Source organism: Paenibacillus lycopersici (assembly GCF_010119935.1).
GTDB lineage: Bacteria > Bacillota > Bacilli > Paenibacillales > Paenibacillaceae > Paenibacillus_Z > Paenibacillus_Z lycopersici.
Genome location: NZ_CP048209.1, coordinates 705,890 through 723,912, shown reverse-complemented (window position 1 = coordinate 723,912; position 18,023 = coordinate 705,890). Strand labels below are relative to the sequence as shown.

The following is an 18,023-nucleotide window of genomic DNA, read 5'->3' as shown; positions in this document are numbered from 1 at the left end:
GCATCGTACAGCGGGCCGGCCCGCGCGACCGGGCGCATTAATACGTCTTGTTCGCCAGCTCCGTGAGCGGCTTGAACGTATAGCCCTGCCCGCGCGCCGCGTCAATAATGCGGCCAAGGGCGTCGGCGTTGTCCTTCGACACCGAATGCAGCAGGATGACGGCGCCGGGATGCAGCTGCGCCATCACATTGTCGTAGGCGTACTTCCATCCCTTCTGCGCGCTCGGTTCCCAGTCCCGGTAGGCGACCGACCAGAACACGCTTGTGTAGCCCTGCTCCTTGCTGACGGCGAGCACGCGATCGCTGAAGATGCCCCGCGGCGGGCGCAGGAACGTCATTTCCTTCTGCCCGGTCAATTCCGCAACCGCGGTTTTCACTTTCGCCAGCTCCGCGTTGATCTGAGCGCTCGAAATCACGCTCATGTCGGGATGGCTCCACGAATGGTTGCCGATGAGATGCCCTTCCGCGACCATTCGTTGGACAAGCTCCGGCTTGTCCTTCACGTAATGGCCCGTAATGAAGAAGATCGCCGGTACGCCCTTCGCCTTCAGCACGTCCAGAATGGCCGGCGTATAGCCGTTCTCGTATCCGTTGTCGAAGGTCAGATACAGCTCCCGCCGCGTCGTATCCCCCAGGAAAATGGCGCCGTGCTGCTGCAGGATGCCCTGGAATCCTTCTTCCTTGATGGAAGGCAGGGCGCCCCCGACGCTCTTCTTGAAGCCGAAATGGAACGGTCCGCTTCCGGGCGCCGCCGCGGCCGGACGCAGAAACGCCAGCGCCGACGCCAGGAGCAGCGCCGTCAAAATAATGATCCACTCTCGACGTTTGATCAATGTCTCCACCGCTTTCTTGTTCCAAGCTTGAACGGATTTCCCTTGTAATATGCCGCATCCTGCGGGAAATTATGTACCTGCTGCCAGCGGGGAGGCGAATACGCCCGGCGAGTATGCTACACTAGAAGGACATCCATCCGACTCATACGGAACAAAGGAGCATTCCTACTTATGGCAGACATCGTGAAAATCCGCGGCAGCGTCTTTATCGGCGGCATGCAGTGGCTTCCCGCCATGCGCGACCCGGAGACAGGCATCGTTGCGGAGTATGCGGGCGATGCGCGCGAATTCACCCCGCATGCGGTTAATACCGGCCGTTCGCGGGTCGAGCAGGAGGTCGTCGTCGATTTCGTCAAGCGCAAGCTCTTCACGTATGGAAACACCGGCTGCACGACGCTCAAACAGACGTCACCCGACGGCATCGCCCGGTATACGCAAGGCAAAGCCTCGACGGAAGGCATCCGGGTCGACGACGAAGAGTGGGCCGCAATGTCCGTGTCGTTCGTCATGCGGGCCAGCGCCGCCAACCCGCTCCGTCCCGAAGCGCCGGCCGTCGATTACGAGCTGCGCGTCACCGTGAACGGCGAAGACGGCAGCGTGGACGTCAGCGGCTGCCATGACGGCTTTCCTTGCTTTGAATTTTATAAACAAGCGGATTTCGGCGAGTTCGAGCTGCTGTACAGCCATGACTTCCGCAAGACGGGGGACACCCCTGCCGCGATGGCCGGCGACATGGAGTATCAGTTTGAACGCAAGCTGTAACGAACAGCCGATGCGGATCAGGAAGGAGGAGCGGCATGGCTATATATCGCCGGCTCGTTACGGATGCGGATTTCGAGGAAGCGATGGAACGGCAGTTCCGGCTGAGGGTCTTCAAAGATGACCATATCGTCGACTCCGGCGGCGTCATCATCCGATTCGACGCGAGCATCGTCGTCAGTCAATCCGGCGTCAGTGACGTGGCTTATCATGACCGCGCCGCTTGCGAATTTTTCGAAATTCGCCGGCGGTAACCGAAACAGCTGCAGTCCGGAAGCATGTACGCATGCTTCGGCCTGCAGCTGTTTCACTTTTTAGGGCTAGTCAAGCGCGTGACCTTCGGCGCTTATGCGACTCACGCCGGGAAGGCCGTCGAACAGACCGCTGTCAGCCGTTGGCGTGCGATAGCTGCCGGTAGCATCGGTATCGGCGTTACATGCCCGCCGCCAGACATACAGGCACCAGCGCTCTCCACGCCGCTCACGCTCGCAGGCCCGGCGCATCAAGCACGGTTACGCCTGCTCGCTCTTGCGTTTCACCGGTACGTAGACGTCCATTTGCCACAGTGCATTGCCCGGGCCGCTGCGGCTGTCGTACAGCTCGAACTCCGGCTTGCCCGCGTGCTCGTAGCCCGAATGCGGGAACCATTCGTTGAAGACGGCCTGCCAGGTGCTCTGGATCGAGGACGAGAACTGTTCCTCCGGCACCTTCGGCGTCGAGAACACCGCATACTCCGCTTCGCCGAACTCGCGGCAGACCAGCCCTTCCGGCACGTTATCGAAGCTCTCCGCTTCCATGCCGATCAAGTACAGGAACGTGCCCGTCTCCATGTTGAAGCCGTGACAGATGCCGAGCTCGACCGGGCTGTCCTTGTGCACGCGATTCGGGATCGTCTGCGACCACCCGTTGCGGATGTATTCCTGCCAGAACGCCGGAATCTGCTTCAGGTTCTCCCCGTCGTTCGTCGTTTGAAGCTCGTAGCCGATCACTTTGAATGCCGGTTTCGTCAATAATCGAAAGTCCATTTGAATGCCTCCCAAATATGGATTGTACTTGCGCTGCAGCACATTCAGCTTATCGTAAGACGGCGTCCGGATTCCCCGTCTGCGATATTCGGCCGGCGTCATGTCGAACATTCGCTTGAAGGCGCGCGTGAACGTCTCGTGATTCTGGAACCCGTGCGCAAGCGCGATGTCGAGCAGCCGCTCTTCCGAGTGGGCCACTTGATAAACCGATCTCGCCAGCCGCCGTTTGCGCACGTACTCCATCACCGTATCCCCCGCCATCACTTGAAAGACGCGGTGGAAATGAAAGTCCGACAGCAGCGCGACCTGCGCGATCCGCGACAGCGATAATTCCTCGGCGATATGCGCCTCGATATAATCGACCGCCGCTTGCATCTGCTTCAAGTAGTCCGTTCTCATGCGAGCGCCCGGCCCCCTCTCCTGTGCTGGTTTCATTGTATCGCGAATGCCCGCGGTCCTCTTGACGATTCTTGCCCTGTTAGCCTCTGCCGGGACATATGCCGCGCATACGGCGCAGCTTCCAAATATCCCCCTGTCGTTCATTGCCGATTCGTCGTAATCTGGTAGAACGAATAGACCCTGGAGGCCGCGCCATTGAATCGCTTCGCTGTTAAAACCGTCTCGCTCGCCGTGCTCGGCCTGCTTCTCGAATGCATCATCATCTCCGCCGGTTCCATCATGGCATCGCACCCGTCGTATGGAAGGATGCGTTCATCTTCATTAACAAGAAGGGCAAGCTCGTCATTCCGGCCCACTACGAGGAAACGACTGCATTCTCCGAAGGGCTCGCGGTCGTGAAGACGGAAGTCGGCGCATGGGCCGGCTCGCCTGATCAATGGGCCTATATCGACCCGCAAGGCCGTCTGGCCGTTCAGCCCGCAGCCTATGACTATGCCGCGCCGTTCGCGGGCGGGCTGGCGCAAGTTTATTTCGATATCTTCCGCGATCCGGGGCATATCGACAAACAAGGAACGACGATATGGCATCCAAGCGAATAGCGCCCGCTCAATAGCTATGCCCAATCACCATAACAGAGATCTTCTGCAGCAGAGCAAGGGCATCCACCCTATCAATCTCGCACCTCCCTGCATCTACTAGTAATAGCTTGCTAATGCGTATTCTATTATGAGGAAGAGAGCAGGGATGGGAAGATGGCTATAATGAGGAAGACGACCCGTACAGCCGTCAAGGCCGGCTCGGTTCGCAGCCGCATGGCGAAGAGCAGCCTGACTAGAACGAGGTCCGCGCAAGGAAAACCGGCGGTCAGCAGATCCAAGCAGCGCAAAGCCGCGGCAAGACAAGCGGCCGATTCGCGGAGTCGCACGCGGAACCGCCGCATGGCGGGCGCCCGGGCGACGACGACAAGGGCGGTGTTCTCGACAGGGATTCTGAGGCGCAACCCCGGCACGACGTTCGCCCTCGTCGATCTCGTGAATCTCGGCGCCGCGACCGCGAACCGCATGACCGTCCAGGTGTTCGACTGGTCGAGCGGACTGCCCGTCGCCTTGAATCTGACGCCGTGCGATACGACGAAATGCTTCGTGTCGCTGGCGCCGGGCACCTCCAACTTCGTCTACGCGGACGTCTCAGGCGTCGAGTTCAAGTATGAGGTGCGCATTACCAGAGCCGCGTTCAACCGCAACGTCGTCTTTAACGTATCGGGCCTCAGCGGGGAGCCGCTGACGCCGCAGGTCGGCAACAACGTGCTGCAGCTGCAGCTCTTCCGCGTGAAACGGCGCAATTGCGGCTGCGGGTAATCCTTCTCGCGGCACGGTCCATCGGGCCGGCTCCGGCATACACCTGTCTGCCGGAGCCGGCCCGCCTGCGGCTGTCTGCCTGGGTCCGCTCATGGCATCGGCATCTCCACGCGAACCCGATGCCAGGTCCGCTGCCAGTCTTTCTTCGCGATCCGGGCCGCATACACGCCCGCGAGCTCGGGACGGGAGAACATCGGCGTCGGCCGGACCGTCATGCTCGCGACATCGCCGATTCCGCTGGGCGCCGTTAAGCGCAGCCGATCGGCGGCATCCAACTGAAACCCCAGCGCGGTTACCGTCTCCGGGAACTTGGAGATCGCATCGACGGACGACGAATAGGGCGGGTTGCCGTTCACGACATGCATCCTCGCCTGATTCTTCACGGACCAGGGGACGCCTGGCATCCGCTCGAGCAGCTTCCGTTCAAGCGTCTTCTCCACGGCCTCGTCCAGGCAGCCGGGATCGAAGTAGACGACATCCACATCGGCCAGCGGCGTCCGTTCCGCAAACCCGTGAAGCGTGTCCCAAATCTTGGACCGGACGAAACCGGCGCATACCCACCAGTCCGGAAGCCCCAGCGACCTGGCGGCGCGCATAACGTCCATCATCCAGGCATCGCCGGCGGCAAGATGAAGGATATCTTGTTCATTCAGCATGTCGTACCCGCCTCTCAATTAAAGAACATATGTTCCTATTATAATTCACAATCGTCCGCGTGCCAACTTATTTTTCCAAATCAAAGGAACCCGCGCCGCGTCATGCCGACGCCGCTCGGGTCCCTTCTCTTCTATCGGTCATGCAGTCAGCCGCTATGCCCGTGCGATCGGAAACGCCGCCTCGATCCGCTCCGCATCCGCCGCATCCAGCTCCCAGCCGACCGACTCGATATTGTCCTGCATATGGGCACGGCTTGCGGCTTTCGGGATCGTCACGAGCCCTTCCTGCCGGAGCACCCAATTCAGCGCGACCTGATACGCCGTCTTGCCGTGCTTGGCTCCGATCGCTTCCAGCGCCTCGCGCTGCGGCGAGCCCGGCTCCGGGAAGCCTTTGCCGCCGAATACATGCGGTGCGTAGCCGAAGGGCGAGTAGCCCATAACGGTGATGCCGTGCTCCCTGCAATATGGGATCACTTCGGCTTCGATCTGCCGGTCGTTCAAGTGATACGGCACCTGATTGCAGGCGAGCGGTACGTCGCCGAGGCAGCGCTGCGCTTCATCCATCAGCGCGACGCTGAAGTTGCTGACGCCGACATGCTTGATCCATCCGCGCTTGACCAGCTCCGCCATCGCGGACATCGTCTCGGATACCGCGTATTTGTCGCTCGGCCAATGCTGCAAATACAAGTCGATGCGGTCGGTCCCCAAGCGCTCCAGGCTGCCTTCCGCCGCCCGCAGCACGCCTTCGTACGAGCAGTTCTCGGTCGCTACCTTCGTGACGAGGAAGACCTTGTCCCTGACGTCCCGGATCGCCTGCCCGACGACCCGCTCGGACCCTCCGCCGGCATAAGCCTCCGCCGTATCGATCAGCGTCAGCCCGTTCGCGATGCCGTAACGGAGCGCCTCGATTTCCTGTTGTTCGTTGCCCTTCTCCTCGCCGAACTTCCACGTTCCTTGGCCGATCACGGGAATACGCAGCTCCGTGCGGCCGAATGTTCGCTGCAGCATGTTGTCCCTCCTCCGAATATCTTAGTTCTGTTCTCCGACGGGCGGCGTGCAGATCAGCAGCATGCTGCCTTCCGGATCGAAGACATGACAGCCTCGCATGCCGTCCGTCCGTATGCCTTTCGCCGTCAGCTCCTCGAATGCCTGCTCCACGTCGGACGTTTCGAAGAAGAAGACGGAGTACGACAGCGGCATAATCGTCTCATGATGGGAGCGCGGCAGCATCAGCTCCGTCCCCTCCATGTGAGATGACAGATAGTCGTCGCCACCGGCCTCGACCTCGAACGCTCCGGATCGCGAAACGCGTTGCTGCCGTTAATCCTTTCATCCCGTCAATCGTTCACGGCTTACGCTCTTGCCCGCTGCGCCGCCGAGACCATCAGCAGAATCGCGGACACGAGATGCAGGAACCAGCCGACGAACGGAATCCAGCCCAGCACGCAAGTCACGATGCCCATGATAGAACCGTACTTCGCCTCTTTGTTCATCGCGGACAGCACCAGCGTCAGTATATGCAGCGCCAGCATGATGCCCAAGACGCTGTAGCTGCTGGCTACGACGATAATCCCGCCAACGATCGGAATCGCCAAGATAAGTTCGAACACGCCCGTCAACCATTTCATAGCTTGCGAACCTGTCATGTATATGCCCCCCGTGGTAGACTTTGCCAGTAAGTGTAACAGATTTCCCCGTCTTGCAATAGTCCGAAATCGGCGGTATGATACCGGCTATTCATGCCGTTAACCGTTCACGCACCAAACGGTCTTCTCGTTCGCAACCGCTTGAAACCCGCATGCTGCGGCGGTTCGAATGGAATTGGCGTTCCGATTGTTGCAGCAATATTGAACGACGTGCCCCTTGCCGGTCAGATAAGCCGACATGGCCGTCACGTTCGAGACGGCATAGCCGTTCCGCCGGTAATCCGCATGCGTTTCGAGTCCGATATCCACGACGGCGGATAACGGCGCCGGCGGAATCTCGTTATTGCAGCCGACGATCGATACGATGTCGCTGCCGATCAACGTGCCGTAATAATCGCGGCCTGGCGCTAACTCGCGATAGGAACCGGTTATATTCGCATAGCCCGTGCCGGATTGGAACCGGACCGTAGACGGGTGTACGTTCGATAACGCCTGTCGCGATGCATCGCCTAGCCCGTAAATCATCAAATGCTTGTCCATATCGTCATTCGCCGCGTACGGCTTTAATTGGAATCGCCGCATGTCGCTGCCGATATGCGCGTATAAGCATTGCAAGGCTTGCGTCCCGAAGAGATCGTCGGCATAGGACGCGTAGAAGCCGCGGGCAAAATCCATATCGTCCGCAAGCGCCGCGATGACAACCTCGCTATCCGCAAATTGCACGTACTTCATGGGAACATAGGCATCGGCGGCAGCGTCGTACATGTTTTCTTTATCGCCATGAATCCGTATTTCATGAAACGTAACCCTGCCTGATCGTTCCCCGTCCTGCCCGTAACGCTGCAGCCGTTCCGCTTTGATGCGACGGTAAGCCCGGTCGAACGGCATACGGCCATATTCCTCGCTCATTCCTTCCCCTCCTCGAACTCGTGTCGCCGGCCGGCGGGGATCGTCAGCCTGCGCGGCGCTCAAGATCAATTCTTCTCCAGGTAGACCAGGCCGTAATCCGCGGTCACCCGACGCTCCCTGAAGACGCGGTAGCCCAGCTTCTCGTAGAGCAGAAGGTTCTTCTCGCTTCTGCTTCCCGTAAACAATTCAAACCGCGAAGCAGGGAAGAGGCCTTCAATGGCATGCATTAGCCTGCTGCCGATCCCTTGGTTCTGCTTGTTCGGATGCACCATGAGCTTGCCGATATAACATGTCCCGCCTTGCTCGCTTGCCCGCACGGAACCGACGATAGCGCCGGCAGCAACGGCTTTCAAGACGACGTGGTCCCCGAATTGGCCGCGCAGCTGCTCCAGCGTCTGAACAAGCGGCTCGATACGGTCGTCGTCGTACCGTTCCGCTTCGCTCCGGTAAGCGAGCTTCTGCAGCAGCAATATTTCTTCGGCGTCCGCCACGGACGCCCTCTCAATCGCAGCTTCCATCTCAGTTCATCCTTTCTCGGCTCGGCTCGGCTTCGCTCTGTCTCTTCTTCACGCACCCCGACTATATTCTACTATTATTTGCCAGCGAATTCAGCACCCAAAACGCAAAGAACGGCTCTCGCCGCAATGATGCGAACAGAGAGCCGTTCCCGGTGCCTCAGGGGCAGCCGGTCCTATCGTTACATGCGCTTCTTCCACGCCTTCTCGCGTTCCCCGATCAGCGGGAATTCGCCGATGCGCAGGCGCGCGCTGCCGTACGGCACGAGCGTCAGCTCCACCGTCTCCTGGCCGTCGACGTTCGGATAGATCGGCGGCGTGCCGGCATTGTTGCCTTCCATCTTCCAGCCGCGCACGAGCTTGCCGCTGGCCCGCAGCCGCACCGGCGCCTGCGCCGCGTCGAACGGCTGGTAGGGCACGTCGAACTCGCTCGCCTCGTAGGCGCTGTCCGCCAGCAGGCCGTATTTCCACGGCGAGCCCGGGTAGATCTCCCAATCGTGGAACCGTTCGCGCTTCTGCAGCAGCTGCCAGTTCTCCTGAATCGGCAGCGCGTAGACGAGCGGCCCGCGCTCGACGCTGATCGCGTACAGGTTGCGCGACGTCGTCGTCACGTCCATCGGCAGCGTCAGCGTCAGCCGGTCGCCGTCGCGCCATTCGCGTTCGATGCGCGCGTATCCGTTAACGGCGTTAAGCGAAACGTTCGCGCCGTTAATCGTCAGGCTCGGCGCCGCGCACCAGGCCGGAATGCGCAGCGCAATCGCGAACGGCTCGCTCGCGCGGTCGAGCGACACGTCCATCGTCACCGTCTCGCGGAACGGATACTCGCCGCCGACGCGGATCGTCGCCGCGGCTCCGCCGCCCACCGTCGCGCTCACCGCGCACGGCGCATACGACACCGCCGCAAGCCCGCCGCTGCCGTCGCCCATCCAGAGATGGGCGGCGAATTTCGGCCAGCCCTGATGCATGTTGGACGTGCAGCAGCCGAAATTCGGCTCCAGGCCGAACAGGTTCGCATCCGGGCCGTTGCTCCAATTACGCGGCGCGACGTTGCAGACGATCTGATTGACCTGCTGGTCGTACTGATGCGAGGTCCAATCCTTGGAGATCGTCGCCGGAAGGGCGTTGAACGCCACCTTCTCCAGAATATCGCCGAACCGGCCTTCGCCGAATACGCGGGTCAGATGCTCCATCGAGTACATGTATTCCACGACCGCGCACAGCTCGACCCCTTGGCTCGGCCCCGTGCCGGACAGCCATTCGTCGCCCGAGAACATCCCGTGCGCCTGGCCGTGGTACGTCATCAGGCTGTCGATGCCGCGATGCACCGCGGCGCGCTCGGCTTCGCTGCCGCTCAGCTCGTAGCGGATCCCCGGCGCTTTGATGCCCATCGCCACGTTGACGACATGCGTCGTCCAATCCCACTCCTCGACTTTGCGCCAGTACGGGAAATCGTGAAACACGTCCGTCCAGTCCGTCGTCTGTTCGGCCACGATGCCCGCCAGCTCCAGCAGCGATTCATCGCCCGTGCGGCGGTGCAGCCACAGAATGCACAGGGCCATCTCCGCGCCCCGCGCTTTCGCCCAGCCCTGCAGCGGATTCGCTTCGATCGTGCCGCGGACGAAACCGAAGAAGCGGCGCAGGAACGGCACGACCCGCTCGTCGCCGGTCGCTTCTTCATACTGCGTGAACACCTTCAGCATGATCATGTAATGCCACCAGTCCTGCATTTTGTTCAGGTCGTTGTTCACCGTCTGAATCGGCCCCTGCGGCCCGAAGTTGCCGTCCGCCCGCTGGCTGTTCAAGGACCATTCGATCCAGCGCTGCGCCTTGGCGATCAGCGCCTCGTCCTCCAGCACATAGGCCAGCGGCAGCAGGCCGTCCAGGTAATACGGGCCGCGTTCCCAGCTCTCGCCTTGGCCGCCGATCCAGCCGTTGTTCGGACCGACATCGCCCCAATGCTCCTCCAAGTGCCCGGTGAAGCCGTCCGCCTGGATTTGCAGCTGGTTGCGCAGCCAACCCGCAGGCTTGACCGCGCCGAGCGGCAGCGCTTCGTAAGCCGACCTCGTCTTCGTCTTCGCGTTCGTCGTTGCCATGTATGTATCGTCTCCTTTGTCGCCATGCCATGCGGCCGGCGCGCATCATCGCTGTCCCGAATATAGCATGGCGGGCGAGCGGGAGCCGATAGCCGATGACAACATTTTAGTGACGGATTACAACATGGATGAAGCGGCGTCACCCTAGCCATATTCGCCGTAATTCCTTATACTGAGGGAAAATTGCATGCAAGGGGCTGCCGCATAATGTTCCGATTCACTTCTCCGCCCATGCCGCACTACATCACGTCAGGCGAAGACGTTTATCCGGCCGGCGACAAGCATGCCGCGCGCTCCGATATCGGCGTGTTCGACCTGCTCGTGACGACGCGGGGCTGCTTGTACCTCGAAGAAGACGGGCTCCCGCTGACGATTCCCGCCGGGCATTTCGCCATTTTGCGGCCGGACCGCGCGCATCGAACGGCGCGGCCGTGCGGCGAGGAGACGCATTTTCGCTGGCTGCACTTCCAGACGCTCGGCAATTGGAGCGAAACGGTCGAACGGGAGCTGTACGAGGCGCCGGCGCATACCGGACCTTCGTTCGTGCAGATCGAGACGTTCGTGTTCCACGTGCCGCGTTCCGGCGAGCTGCCGGCGAAGGAGATGGCATACGAATGGCTGGAGGAGCTGCTTCGCCTGCACGCCGCCGCGGAGACGGGCGCCCGCTTCAAGCAGCAGAGCATCTTTCAGCAGCTGCTGTTCCAGCTGCAAGAGGAAGGCAGCGCCGCCGCCCGCGATCCGCAGCTGGCGCTGGCGGACGAAGCCGCGGCTTATCTGCGTCGCAGCTACCGGGAGCAGGTGAGCTACAAGGAACTGTCGGAGCAGCTTCATTTCCATGCCAACTACATCGCCCTCTGCATGAAGAAGGCGTTCGGCTGCACGCCGCTCGATTATTTGACCCGTTACCGGATCGAGCAGGCCAAGCAGCTGCTCATCCATACCGCCGACCCGATCGGCGCCGTCGCCGAAGCGACCGGGTTCGTGACGTTCTCGTATTTCGTACGGTGCTTCGCCAAGCATACGGGGACGCGGCCGAAGGCGTTCCGGCAGCGGTACCGGCGGTGAGGAGCGCCGTCAATCCCGTTTACTTTCCCGCTGGCAGTATCCACGTCGCGATAACGTCCAGGTCGTGATACCCTAACTGGCCCATCCCGAAAAACGGGGTGAGAATCGCCTTTTGTCCGGTTGCGCCGCGAGTCCCCAGGAGGAATGGCTTAACCTTGTCCGCAACGGGGGCTACGCTGCCCTTATAGCCCGGATGCACGTCGGACGTATACTTGGTCTCAAACCGGAATCCGATCGATTCGTACAGCTTCTGAAGCTTGAACGCTCCCCGCTCGATACCCGCGTACACGATCGTATTTTGCATCGGGAACGCATCGTACATCCCTTTGAGAATCTGCAGCCTGTAGTTGTCGAACCGGTTGTTATAGGCGATATACTCCTGGAAATTACGAAATAGCCCGTGAACGCTGTAGGGGAATTTGCCTTGTTTCGGCAATGGATAGCGGTCGATCATGCATGTGTTCGAATCCGGCTTGTGCAGCGTGTCGAAGAAGCAATCCCTTCGCTCTTGCTGACTGATCCGCTGCCCGAGGAGGGACGGGTTGTCCAGTAACAGCTTCAACGTGGCCTGCATGCTCATCGTCAGGTCGATCGGCAGCTTTGTACGATAATGCGGATAGTCTGTAAAGCTGTTTCTCGTGGTATAACGGGACGCCGCGTCCATGTCGGTTATGCAGTAAGCGAGCTTGCCTTCATCGCCCTGGTTAGGCTGAAGCTGCTCCGGCAAGTAATAGACGGCTTCGGAGACGTCCTTCTCGAAGTCGTACCTGGACTGAATGACCGCTTCGATCGTCTCTTGACCAAGCCCTTCTTCGAAACCGACAAACACGTATTGCGCATCCTTCAGATTGCCGTATTGAAAAAACCGCTCAAATTCTCTATATTGCGATACGGATAAATGGATCGTCATCTGAACCTCCGGCGGCGGTATATTTAATAGGAATAAAGACTTAATCAATCTTACTATGTTTGTATATATTTTCCTACCCTGCTCGCATTACGGCAATTGCACGTTAGCCCAAGCAAAACGCCTTCCCGTTGAATCCCCTACAGTATAGAAGAAGTAAACGAACGGAGGGGTTTGCTTGTCCAAGCCAGGCGTATCCATCATTACGTGCACGAACCACCCGGGCTTCTTCATGAACATCCTCAATAATTACCGCAGCCAGCGCTATGAACGCAAAGAGCTGATTATTATCATTAATAAAGACAGCATCCCTGCCAACGAATGGCGAAGAAAAGCAGCCGGTTATCGCAACGTCACCATCTACCAAGTACCGGAGCGAATCTCCTTGGGCCAATGCCTAAACTGCGGCATCTGCCGCGCCAAATATCCCCTTATAACGAAATTCGACCATGACGATTATTATTCGCCCTACTATCTGAGAGAGCAGGTCCGGGCGTTCCGGCGTACGCGAAGCCCCGTTCTCGGCAAGCACGCCTGCCATGTCTACCTGGCCGCCAGCAAGAAACTGATCATCCGCTCGCCGGAGTACAAGAACCAGTATGTTAATTTCGTGCAGGGCGGGACCCTCCTGTTCAAGAAGAGCATCGTCCGCAACGTGCGCTTCCCGGATATCTCGCTTGGCGAAGACGTTCAATTCCTGCAGGCTTGCACCCGCAAGGGCTATTCCATCTACGCCACCTCTCCCTACAACTACGTCTATATTCGCCGCCAGGATAAAAGCACCCATACCTGGCGCGCGAGCGACCGGCGTTTACTGAAGGGCAGCCGGCCCGTTGCCGTGACCAAGCAGTTTCGCCGCTTGGCCGTTCGGAGCTGTTGAAGCCGCCGAAATGAAAAAGGCACCTTCATGAGGAGGTGCCTTCAGATTGTGGAGAACTATACGCTGCTTCGAGACGCTGCTTCGAGCAGGCTCGCGGCAAACCGCGCCCTGGAGCACGAACAGATCCAGTTGCCGCTTCACCCGCGTGGCATGGGCTGATGGTACCGTTTCGAAGCAGCCGGCTTTCATGGCGGCTGCTTCACGGCGCGTCCGTCGGTGCAAGGATACGGACAGGAGATCCGTTAATCGCTTCTTTATGACGTTTTTTCATGTGCTTGCGGACAGGAGATCCGCTATATCGGCTGACCAGCCTGTTGTCGATGCCATTCGGGAACATTAACGGATCCTGTGTCCGCGCGCTGCCCTTATAGCCCGATTTCGCCAAAATAACGGAACCTGTGTCCGCCAGGTCTTAGAGGGTGGATCCTTTCCTAACCCTACATGCGACATAGGCGGCGGCGAACTTTCTCGACACCTGAAGCCACCTGCATGAGGCAACAGGCGCCTTTTTCATTTTCCTATGATTCACGGATCCCGCCTGCACCTTTACGCCCGCGTAAGCTCCTCGCAAATACGCCATAATGCCGGGCCCGCCTCCGGATCGTAATGGTCGCGGATAGGCAGGGCCTTCATGCGATCGTCGAGAAAAACGCCGTTCGCTTCGTCGATCTCCATGGCAGAAGCTGCGTAGACGCCAGACTCGCAGTCCTCGCTTGCCCGCGCGTTCAGAAGCGGCGCCATCATTCTCAGATACCACGGCGAGTGCCGGGTCAACCCGGATTTGACCCATCCGGGGTGGAACGCCACGGACGCTGCACCGGTTTCTTCGAAGCGCTTGGCCCATTCGAAGGCAAGCAGGATGCGGGCGTTCATCGCCTGCGTCGCGGCCCTCATCCCGCTGAAACGGTTCAGCAGCTGAATGTCCTCGAAATCGATATGCGGTTTCTTGAGAAACCGGGGATTGCCGCCCACCGTAACGATCCGGGACGGACGGCTTTCCTTGAGCAGCTCCGTTAGCTCCCGCGTCAGCACAAAGTGGCTGAGGACATTCACCGCGAACATCCGCTCGACCCCTTCCGCAGTGACTTGCTTGTCCCAGTAGATCGCTCCCCCGAGATGGGCCAGCACATCCAGACGGTCATGCTGCCGCTTGAACGCCGTACAGGCTTCGCGAATCGACGATTGCAAGGACAAGTCCGCGACCAGCACCTCCCCCCGGTCATTACCGGTCGCATGCGCAATGTCCGCCAGCGCTTGTCTGCCGCTCGCCCCGCTCCTGCTGAGGATGACCACTTTCGCCCCTTGTCTCGCCAGCCCGATTGCCGTCGCTTTACCGACGCCGGACGTCCCGCCCGAGAGAAGAACCGTCTTGTTCGTCATCGTGAACCGCATTCCGTTCATCGCCATTACCTCCTCATGTCATCTAGAAAGTATAATAAGGGGTAGAGTGAACTCTATGGCAACACCTCAAGAAAGGCGGGCGGCAACGAATTGACGGCCAAGACTTATTCAAGCAAGCAAGTTTCCGAGGAAACGGGATTAAGCATTCATACCTTGCGGTATTACGAGCAGATCGGATTAATCGGCGGCATCGAGCGGGACGAGCATGGCTACCGCCTCTACTCGGAATCCGACCTGGCCTGGGTTCCATATCATCAAGTACTATCGGGCAATCGGCATGCCGATCAAGGAGATGCAGCAGTTCCAGCACCAGCAGGCAAGCGGCGTTCCCGTAACGACGGCCAGGCGCCAATTCATGGAGGACTACCGCTCCAAGGTGGTCGAGCAGATCGCGAAGCTGGAAGAAACGCTGCACAAGGTCGACTATAAGATCGCGTTATTCAAGCAGCTGGAAGCGGCGGAACGGCATCGGATCAGCGATCGTTCTTACGATTAGACAAGAACAGGGCCGGAATCAACGAGACCGCCGCAAACCCGACCGACCACCAGAAAGCGGCTTGATACGCATCGGCAAGCGCAGCAAGGCTTCCTGCGGTTCCGCTTGTCATCCGGTGGCTGATCACCGTCGCCAGGACGGCCGAGCCGAACGCGCCCCCAATGGTTTGGAAGATCCGCGTCGAGATGCTGGCATGCGGAATTTGTTCCTTCCTCAACCCTTCGTACGCGGATACCATAATCGGGATGAAAATGCCGTTCATGGCCGCGCCCCTCACCAGCTGAGCCGCCCCCAGCAGAACATGGCTCGTGCCCGTTCCCGCGAAGGCGAACGGCACGGTAGCCGCCAGCGTCATCACCAGGCTGGCCAGCACGATGTTACGGGAGCCGACCCGATCCGCAAGTCCTCCGATCCAGCTCCTTGTGAGCAGCATCCCGACCCCCTGGGGAATCAAGAGCAGCCCCGTCGTCAGCACGCTCTCGCCGCGCACCTGCTCATAATACAGCGGGAGCAGCAGCAGCGCACCGTTCATCACCATCCCCGAGAAGAACAAGATCACGTTCGAAGCCATGAAATGCCGGGAACGGAATAAGTGCAGATCGAGCAGCGGCGTCTGGCTCGTGCGCAGGGCATACACGATGTACGCAGCCGTCAATGCGAGCCCGGCCGCCAAAGGCACGAGCGTTCCCGCCGATGTCAGGCCGCCTGCGGAGCTAAGCTTCGAGATGCCGTAAATAAGCGATGCAAATGCCGGAGACAATAACAGAAGACCGATTACGTCGAGCCTTGACTTAGGCCCGGCAGCATCGCCTTTGGGAATATGCCGCCAGGACAGCCACAGCGCGGCCAGCATGATCGGTATATTCACGTAGAAGATCCAGCGCCAGCTCATGTTGTCCATGATCACGCCGCCGATAACCGGCCCGAGGATCGGACCGATCAGCGTCGGAATGCTAATAATCGCGATCAGCCGTCCAAGGCCGCGTCCGCCCGACGATTGGACGAGCACGTTCTGTATGGTCGGAACGAGCAGCCCCGCGCCTGCGCCCTGCAACAGGCGAAAGCCGATCAAGCTGCCGACGTTTCCCGCCAGCGAACACAACAGCGATGAAATAAGAAAAATCCACAACGAGAACAGGTATACGTTCTTCCCGCCGAACCGCCGGGTCGCCCACCCCGACACCGGAACCGCCAGTCCCATGGCCAGCACGTATCCCGTAATCACCCACTGCGTCGCCGACACCGTGCTGTGCAAGTCTACCGACAACGTATTGATCGCCACGTTGATCATCGTCGAGTCGAGCAGGGGGACGATCGCCCCGAGGACGAGAATGAGTGCCACTTTCAGAATGCCGGGGTCGATCTTCTCCTTGGGCGGCTTAGCTGCCTCCGCTTGATGATTAGCCATCATGTTTCACCTCTCCGTTTCGTTAGGGTACGGTACGTACCGTACCTTATGGAAATACAATATTATATTTCTCGCGGAAATGCAATATACTATTTAGTTAGAAAGTCTGGAAGAACGCCGACCTAGCTAATCCCGGGAGAGGAAACACGATATGAAGGAATCGCCGCATGATCGCAAGACGAATACGGAGAACCAACAAGCGGGAACATCGCGGAGACGCGGAGAAGTGCTGGAGAATGCCATCTTATCGGCGGCATGGGAGGAGCTGCAGGAGATCGGCTACTCCAAGCTGACGATGGAGGCCGTCGCCGTTCGGGCGAAGACGAACAAGACCGCCGTCTACCGAAGGTGGCCGAACAAGCCGAAGCTGATTATCGCCGCGGCGTTCAAGCATATACCCAAGCCTACGCTCGAAGCCCCCGATACGGGCAGCCTGAGAGAAGACGTCATTACCTTCATCAACGGCATCATCAAGCCGCTGCAGCTGATCGGAGCCGAGACCATTCACGGTCTGATCGTCGATCTCCACGGGGACGAGCTGTACGCGAAGCTGACGCTGCCGCCGAGAGCGACGGATCCGCTTTCCATCGCCATGACGAACATTCTGCGCCATGCCGAACGGCGCGGCGAGGTCGAGCTCGGCAAGCTGACGGAGCGCATCGTCTCCCTCCCCGTCGACCTGATCCGGTTCGAGCTGCTCACGACGCATACGCCGTTGACCGACGAGGATGTCTTCGAGATCGTAGACCGGATCTTCCTGCCGCTCGTGCGGAAGTCCGATACACAAGAACAAGGCTGAACCGATTATCGGTTCAGCCTTGTTCTTGCATCCGTGCGAGATAGCATGTCGGCATTCATCCCCCTACGGGCGCCCTGCAGCAGGCCGGCAATTAACGCAAGCTCGAAATCGCGCGCCCCCGATGGCGCATCAGCAGGAAGTAATAAACGATGTAGTACGCGAACATGATAAGCATGAGCCCCGATGTCCAGGAGCTGCCGGTTGCATACATGTTCATGCTGTCCTTGTTCAACCCGCCGTGCCTGCTGGCATCGTACATCTCGTAGAACCGGTAAGCAAACCGGCCGATGAACAGCGCCGTGACGAAGCTGCCGATCCATACATTCGCCTTGTAGAACGTTTCGGCCCCGCGCTGCTCGAACGATGTCATTGAAGCTCCGACTACACCCAGCGTCGCGCCGATCAGCACGCCCACGATATCCGATACGAGACCGATCGCGCTAAACCCGCCTTCGGCCAGAAAGACCGCCCCGATTACCGCGAACAGCAGGATGCGCGTCTTCAGTCTTCCCGCGCGAAGCTCCGTCCAGCTGAAATTGCCCTTGATTCGTTTCGCGATGCGATAGCCTACAAAAAGTACAACCAATAGGATGATTATTTGCTGCATGCTTGCTGCCTCCTTAACAAACGTTATCGATCGGTTCCTATCGTACCGCGAATCGGCTTCTCGATCGACCACCCCCGGGTAGAACCTGGCGAACGCGTCTCTATACCCGGAGATAGAGATTGCCGGCGACGCGCTCAACCGGTTTGATTTCCGGCGCCTGCCATGGCTACAATGAACGTACGAGGCGAACCGGCTGCCGCCGCGAGCAATGCCGGGAGGCGCTATTGCCGCACAAACCGCAGCCTCGGCGCAACGCAACGGGGGAGTC

Annotated in this window: 21 protein-coding genes and 1 pseudogene; 9 read left to right on the top strand and 13 right to left on the bottom strand. The window is 59.5% G+C overall.

All coding sequences use genetic code 11. The annotated features are described in order from the left end of the window. Window positions 1–37 precede the first annotated feature (37 nt). Window positions 38–832 (bottom strand): delta-lactam-biosynthetic de-N-acetylase, encoded by a 795-nt coding sequence (gene pdaA / locus GXP70_RS03265; protein ID WP_162355141.1) that lies wholly within the window; start codon window positions 830–832, stop codon window positions 38–40. Between the two features lie 171 nt (window positions 833–1,003). Here pdaA and GXP70_RS03260 point away from each other — a divergent pair, with 171 nt between their 5' ends. Further along, window positions 1,004–1,594: a DUF3238 domain-containing protein gene (locus tag GXP70_RS03260; RefSeq protein WP_162355140.1), complete on the top strand. Its 591-nt coding sequence runs from the start codon at window positions 1,004–1,006 to the stop codon at window positions 1,592–1,594. 35 nt (window positions 1,595–1,629) lie between these two features. Further along, window positions 1,630–1,845 carry a hypothetical protein gene (locus GXP70_RS03255; RefSeq protein ID WP_162355139.1) on the top strand — a complete coding sequence of 72 codons (216 nt, stop codon included), beginning with the start codon at window positions 1,630–1,632 and terminating at the stop codon, window positions 1,843–1,845. Window positions 1,846–2,103: 258 nt separating this feature from the next. Here the strand turns inward: GXP70_RS03255 and GXP70_RS03250 are convergent, their stop codons facing one another. Then, entirely contained in the window at window positions 2,104–3,015 is a 912-nt protein-coding gene (locus tag GXP70_RS03250; RefSeq protein WP_162355138.1) for an AraC family transcriptional regulator, read from the bottom strand. 251 nt (window positions 3,016–3,266) lie between these two features. Here GXP70_RS03250 and GXP70_RS03245 point away from each other — a divergent pair, with 251 nt between their 5' ends. After that, window positions 3,267–3,614 carry a WG repeat-containing protein gene (locus tag GXP70_RS03245; protein ID WP_162355137.1) on the top strand — a complete coding sequence of 116 codons (348 nt, stop codon included), beginning with the start codon at window positions 3,267–3,269 and terminating at the stop codon, window positions 3,612–3,614. Window positions 3,615–3,767: 153 nt separating this feature from the next. After that, window positions 3,768–4,373 (top strand): hypothetical protein, encoded by a 606-nt coding sequence (locus GXP70_RS03240; protein ID WP_225442649.1) that lies wholly within the window; start codon window positions 3,768–3,770, stop codon window positions 4,371–4,373. An 89-nt stretch (window positions 4,374–4,462) separates the two neighbouring features. Here the strand turns inward: GXP70_RS03240 and GXP70_RS03235 are convergent, their stop codons facing one another. From GXP70_RS03235 to GXP70_RS03205, 7 genes are all read right to left on the bottom strand, one after another. Beyond that, on the bottom strand, window positions 4,463–5,029 hold the full coding sequence (locus GXP70_RS03235) for a nucleotidyltransferase family protein (protein WP_162355136.1): 567 nt from the start codon (window positions 5,027–5,029) through the stop codon (window positions 4,463–4,465). A 153-nt stretch (window positions 5,030–5,182) separates the two neighbouring features. Beyond that, window positions 5,183–6,037 carry an aldo/keto reductase gene (locus GXP70_RS03230; protein WP_162355135.1) on the bottom strand — a complete coding sequence of 285 codons (855 nt, stop codon included), beginning with the start codon at window positions 6,035–6,037 and terminating at the stop codon, window positions 5,183–5,185. Between the two features lie 21 nt (window positions 6,038–6,058). Continuing rightward, a complete protein-coding gene (locus tag GXP70_RS03225) occupies window positions 6,059–6,259 on the bottom strand; it encodes a VOC family protein (RefSeq protein WP_162355134.1) in 201 nt (66 codons plus the stop codon). Window positions 6,260–6,381: 122 nt separating this feature from the next. Then, complete coding sequence (locus GXP70_RS03220; protein ID WP_162355133.1) at window positions 6,382–6,675, bottom strand: hypothetical protein; 294 nt, start codon at window positions 6,673–6,675, stop codon at window positions 6,382–6,384. A 99-nt stretch (window positions 6,676–6,774) separates the two neighbouring features. Then, window positions 6,775–7,584, bottom strand: a complete 810-nt coding sequence (locus GXP70_RS03215) for a GNAT family N-acetyltransferase (protein WP_162355132.1) — start codon at window positions 7,582–7,584, stop codon at window positions 6,775–6,777. Window positions 7,585–7,649: 65 nt separating this feature from the next. Further along, complete coding sequence (locus GXP70_RS03210; protein WP_162355131.1) at window positions 7,650–8,102, bottom strand: GNAT family N-acetyltransferase; 453 nt, start codon at window positions 8,100–8,102, stop codon at window positions 7,650–7,652. 179 nt (window positions 8,103–8,281) lie between these two features. Further along, window positions 8,282–10,192 (bottom strand): beta-L-arabinofuranosidase domain-containing protein, encoded by a 1,911-nt coding sequence (locus tag GXP70_RS03205; RefSeq protein ID WP_162355130.1) that lies wholly within the window; start codon window positions 10,190–10,192, stop codon window positions 8,282–8,284. 207 nt (window positions 10,193–10,399) lie between these two features. Here GXP70_RS03205 and GXP70_RS03200 point away from each other — a divergent pair, with 207 nt between their 5' ends. Continuing rightward, a complete protein-coding gene (locus tag GXP70_RS03200; RefSeq protein WP_225442648.1) occupies window positions 10,400–11,257 on the top strand; it encodes a helix-turn-helix domain-containing protein in 858 nt (285 codons plus the stop codon). A 19-nt stretch (window positions 11,258–11,276) separates the two neighbouring features. Here the strand turns inward: GXP70_RS03200 and GXP70_RS03195 are convergent, their stop codons facing one another. After that, window positions 11,277–12,167 carry a hypothetical protein gene (locus GXP70_RS03195; protein ID WP_162355129.1) on the bottom strand — a complete coding sequence of 297 codons (891 nt, stop codon included), beginning with the start codon at window positions 12,165–12,167 and terminating at the stop codon, window positions 11,277–11,279. 175 nt (window positions 12,168–12,342) lie between these two features. Between GXP70_RS03195 and GXP70_RS03190 the strand changes: the two genes are divergently transcribed. Then, a complete protein-coding gene (locus GXP70_RS03190) occupies window positions 12,343–13,044 on the top strand; it encodes a glycosyltransferase family 2 protein (RefSeq protein WP_225442647.1) in 702 nt (233 codons plus the stop codon). A 546-nt stretch (window positions 13,045–13,590) separates the two neighbouring features. Here the strand turns inward: GXP70_RS03190 and GXP70_RS03185 are convergent. Next, on the bottom strand, window positions 13,591–14,445 hold the full coding sequence (locus tag GXP70_RS03185; protein WP_162355128.1) for an SDR family NAD(P)-dependent oxidoreductase: 855 nt from the start codon (window positions 14,443–14,445) through the stop codon (window positions 13,591–13,593). A 90-nt stretch (window positions 14,446–14,535) separates the two neighbouring features. On the opposite strand from GXP70_RS03185, the pseudogene GXP70_RS30150 reads away from it, so the two are divergent. Continuing rightward, a pseudogene (locus tag GXP70_RS30150) lies at window positions 14,536–14,631 on the top strand (MerR family DNA-binding transcriptional regulator); the annotation flags it as partial. A gap of 19 nt (window positions 14,632–14,650) precedes the next feature. Then, entirely contained in the window at window positions 14,651–14,941 is a 291-nt protein-coding gene (locus GXP70_RS03180) for a MerR family transcriptional regulator (RefSeq protein WP_225442921.1), read from the top strand. Here the strand turns inward: GXP70_RS03180 and GXP70_RS03175 are convergent. Next, the gene (locus GXP70_RS03175; RefSeq protein ID WP_225442646.1) at window positions 14,919–16,352 is read right to left on the bottom strand and encodes an MDR family MFS transporter; all 1,434 of its coding nucleotides are present in this window, start codon (window positions 16,350–16,352) and stop codon (window positions 14,919–14,921) included. The genes GXP70_RS03180 and GXP70_RS03175 overlap by 23 nt on opposite strands. A 148-nt stretch (window positions 16,353–16,500) precedes the next feature. On the opposite strand from GXP70_RS03175, the gene GXP70_RS03170 reads away from it, so the two are divergent. Beyond that, complete coding sequence (locus tag GXP70_RS03170) at window positions 16,501–17,148, top strand: TetR/AcrR family transcriptional regulator (protein ID WP_162355127.1); 648 nt, start codon at window positions 16,501–16,503, stop codon at window positions 17,146–17,148. Between the two features lie 91 nt (window positions 17,149–17,239). Here GXP70_RS03170 and GXP70_RS03165 read toward each other — a convergent pair whose 3' ends face one another. Continuing rightward, window positions 17,240–17,755 (bottom strand): CcdC protein domain-containing protein, encoded by a 516-nt coding sequence (locus GXP70_RS03165; RefSeq protein WP_162355126.1) that lies wholly within the window; start codon window positions 17,753–17,755, stop codon window positions 17,240–17,242. Window positions 17,756–18,023 lie beyond the last annotated feature (268 nt).

What these genes read in the sequence shown, in the direction of transcription:
- GXP70_RS03235 (WP_162355136.1), bottom strand. Translation starts at nt 5,029, where the DNA reads ATGCTGAATGAACAAGATATCCTTCATCTTGCCGCCGGCGATGCCTGG.
- GXP70_RS03245 (WP_162355137.1), top strand. Translation starts at nt 3,267, where the DNA reads ATGCATCATCATCTCCGCCGGTTCCATCATGGCATCGCACCCGTCGTA.
- GXP70_RS03230 (WP_162355135.1), bottom strand. Translation starts at nt 6,037, where the DNA reads ATGCTGCAGCGAACATTCGGCCGCACGGAGCTGCGTATTCCCGTGATC.
- GXP70_RS03210 (WP_162355131.1), bottom strand. Translation starts at nt 8,102, where the DNA reads ATGGAAGCTGCGATTGAGAGGGCGTCCGTGGCGGACGCCGAAGAAATA.
- GXP70_RS03175 (WP_225442646.1), bottom strand. Translation starts at nt 16,352, where the DNA reads ATGATGGCTAATCATCAAGCGGAGGCAGCTAAGCCGCCCAAGGAGAAG.
- GXP70_RS03240 (WP_225442649.1), top strand. Translation starts at nt 3,768, where the DNA reads ATGGCTATAATGAGGAAGACGACCCGTACAGCCGTCAAGGCCGGCTCG.
- GXP70_RS03185 (WP_162355128.1), bottom strand. Translation starts at nt 14,445, where the DNA reads ATGAACGGAATGCGGTTCACGATGACGAACAAGACGGTTCTTCTCTCG.
- GXP70_RS03250 (WP_162355138.1), bottom strand. Translation starts at nt 3,015, where the DNA reads ATGAGAACGGACTACTTGAAGCAGATGCAAGCGGCGGTCGATTATATC.
- GXP70_RS03225 (WP_162355134.1), bottom strand. Translation starts at nt 6,259, where the DNA reads ATGCTGCCGCGCTCCCATCATGAGACGATTATGCCGCTGTCGTACTCC.
- GXP70_RS03180 (WP_225442921.1), top strand. Translation starts at nt 14,651, where the DNA reads ATGGCTACCGCCTCTACTCGGAATCCGACCTGGCCTGGGTTCCATATC.
- GXP70_RS03165 (WP_162355126.1), bottom strand. Translation starts at nt 17,755, where the DNA reads ATGCAGCAAATAATCATCCTATTGGTTGTACTTTTTGTAGGCTATCGC.
- GXP70_RS03220 (WP_162355133.1), bottom strand. Translation starts at nt 6,675, where the DNA reads ATGACAGGTTCGCAAGCTATGAAATGGTTGACGGGCGTGTTCGAACTT.
- GXP70_RS03200 (WP_225442648.1), top strand. Translation starts at nt 10,400, where the DNA reads ATGTTCCGATTCACTTCTCCGCCCATGCCGCACTACATCACGTCAGGC.
- GXP70_RS03260 (WP_162355140.1), top strand. Translation starts at nt 1,004, where the DNA reads ATGGCAGACATCGTGAAAATCCGCGGCAGCGTCTTTATCGGCGGCATG.
- GXP70_RS03170 (WP_162355127.1), top strand. Translation starts at nt 16,501, where the DNA reads ATGAAGGAATCGCCGCATGATCGCAAGACGAATACGGAGAACCAACAA.
- GXP70_RS03255 (WP_162355139.1), top strand. Translation starts at nt 1,630, where the DNA reads ATGGCTATATATCGCCGGCTCGTTACGGATGCGGATTTCGAGGAAGCG.
- GXP70_RS03205 (WP_162355130.1), bottom strand. Translation starts at nt 10,192, where the DNA reads ATGGCAACGACGAACGCGAAGACGAAGACGAGGTCGGCTTACGAAGCG.
- GXP70_RS03195 (WP_162355129.1), bottom strand. Translation starts at nt 12,167, where the DNA reads ATGACGATCCATTTATCCGTATCGCAATATAGAGAATTTGAGCGGTTT.
- GXP70_RS03215 (WP_162355132.1), bottom strand. Translation starts at nt 7,584, where the DNA reads ATGAGCGAGGAATATGGCCGTATGCCGTTCGACCGGGCTTACCGTCGC.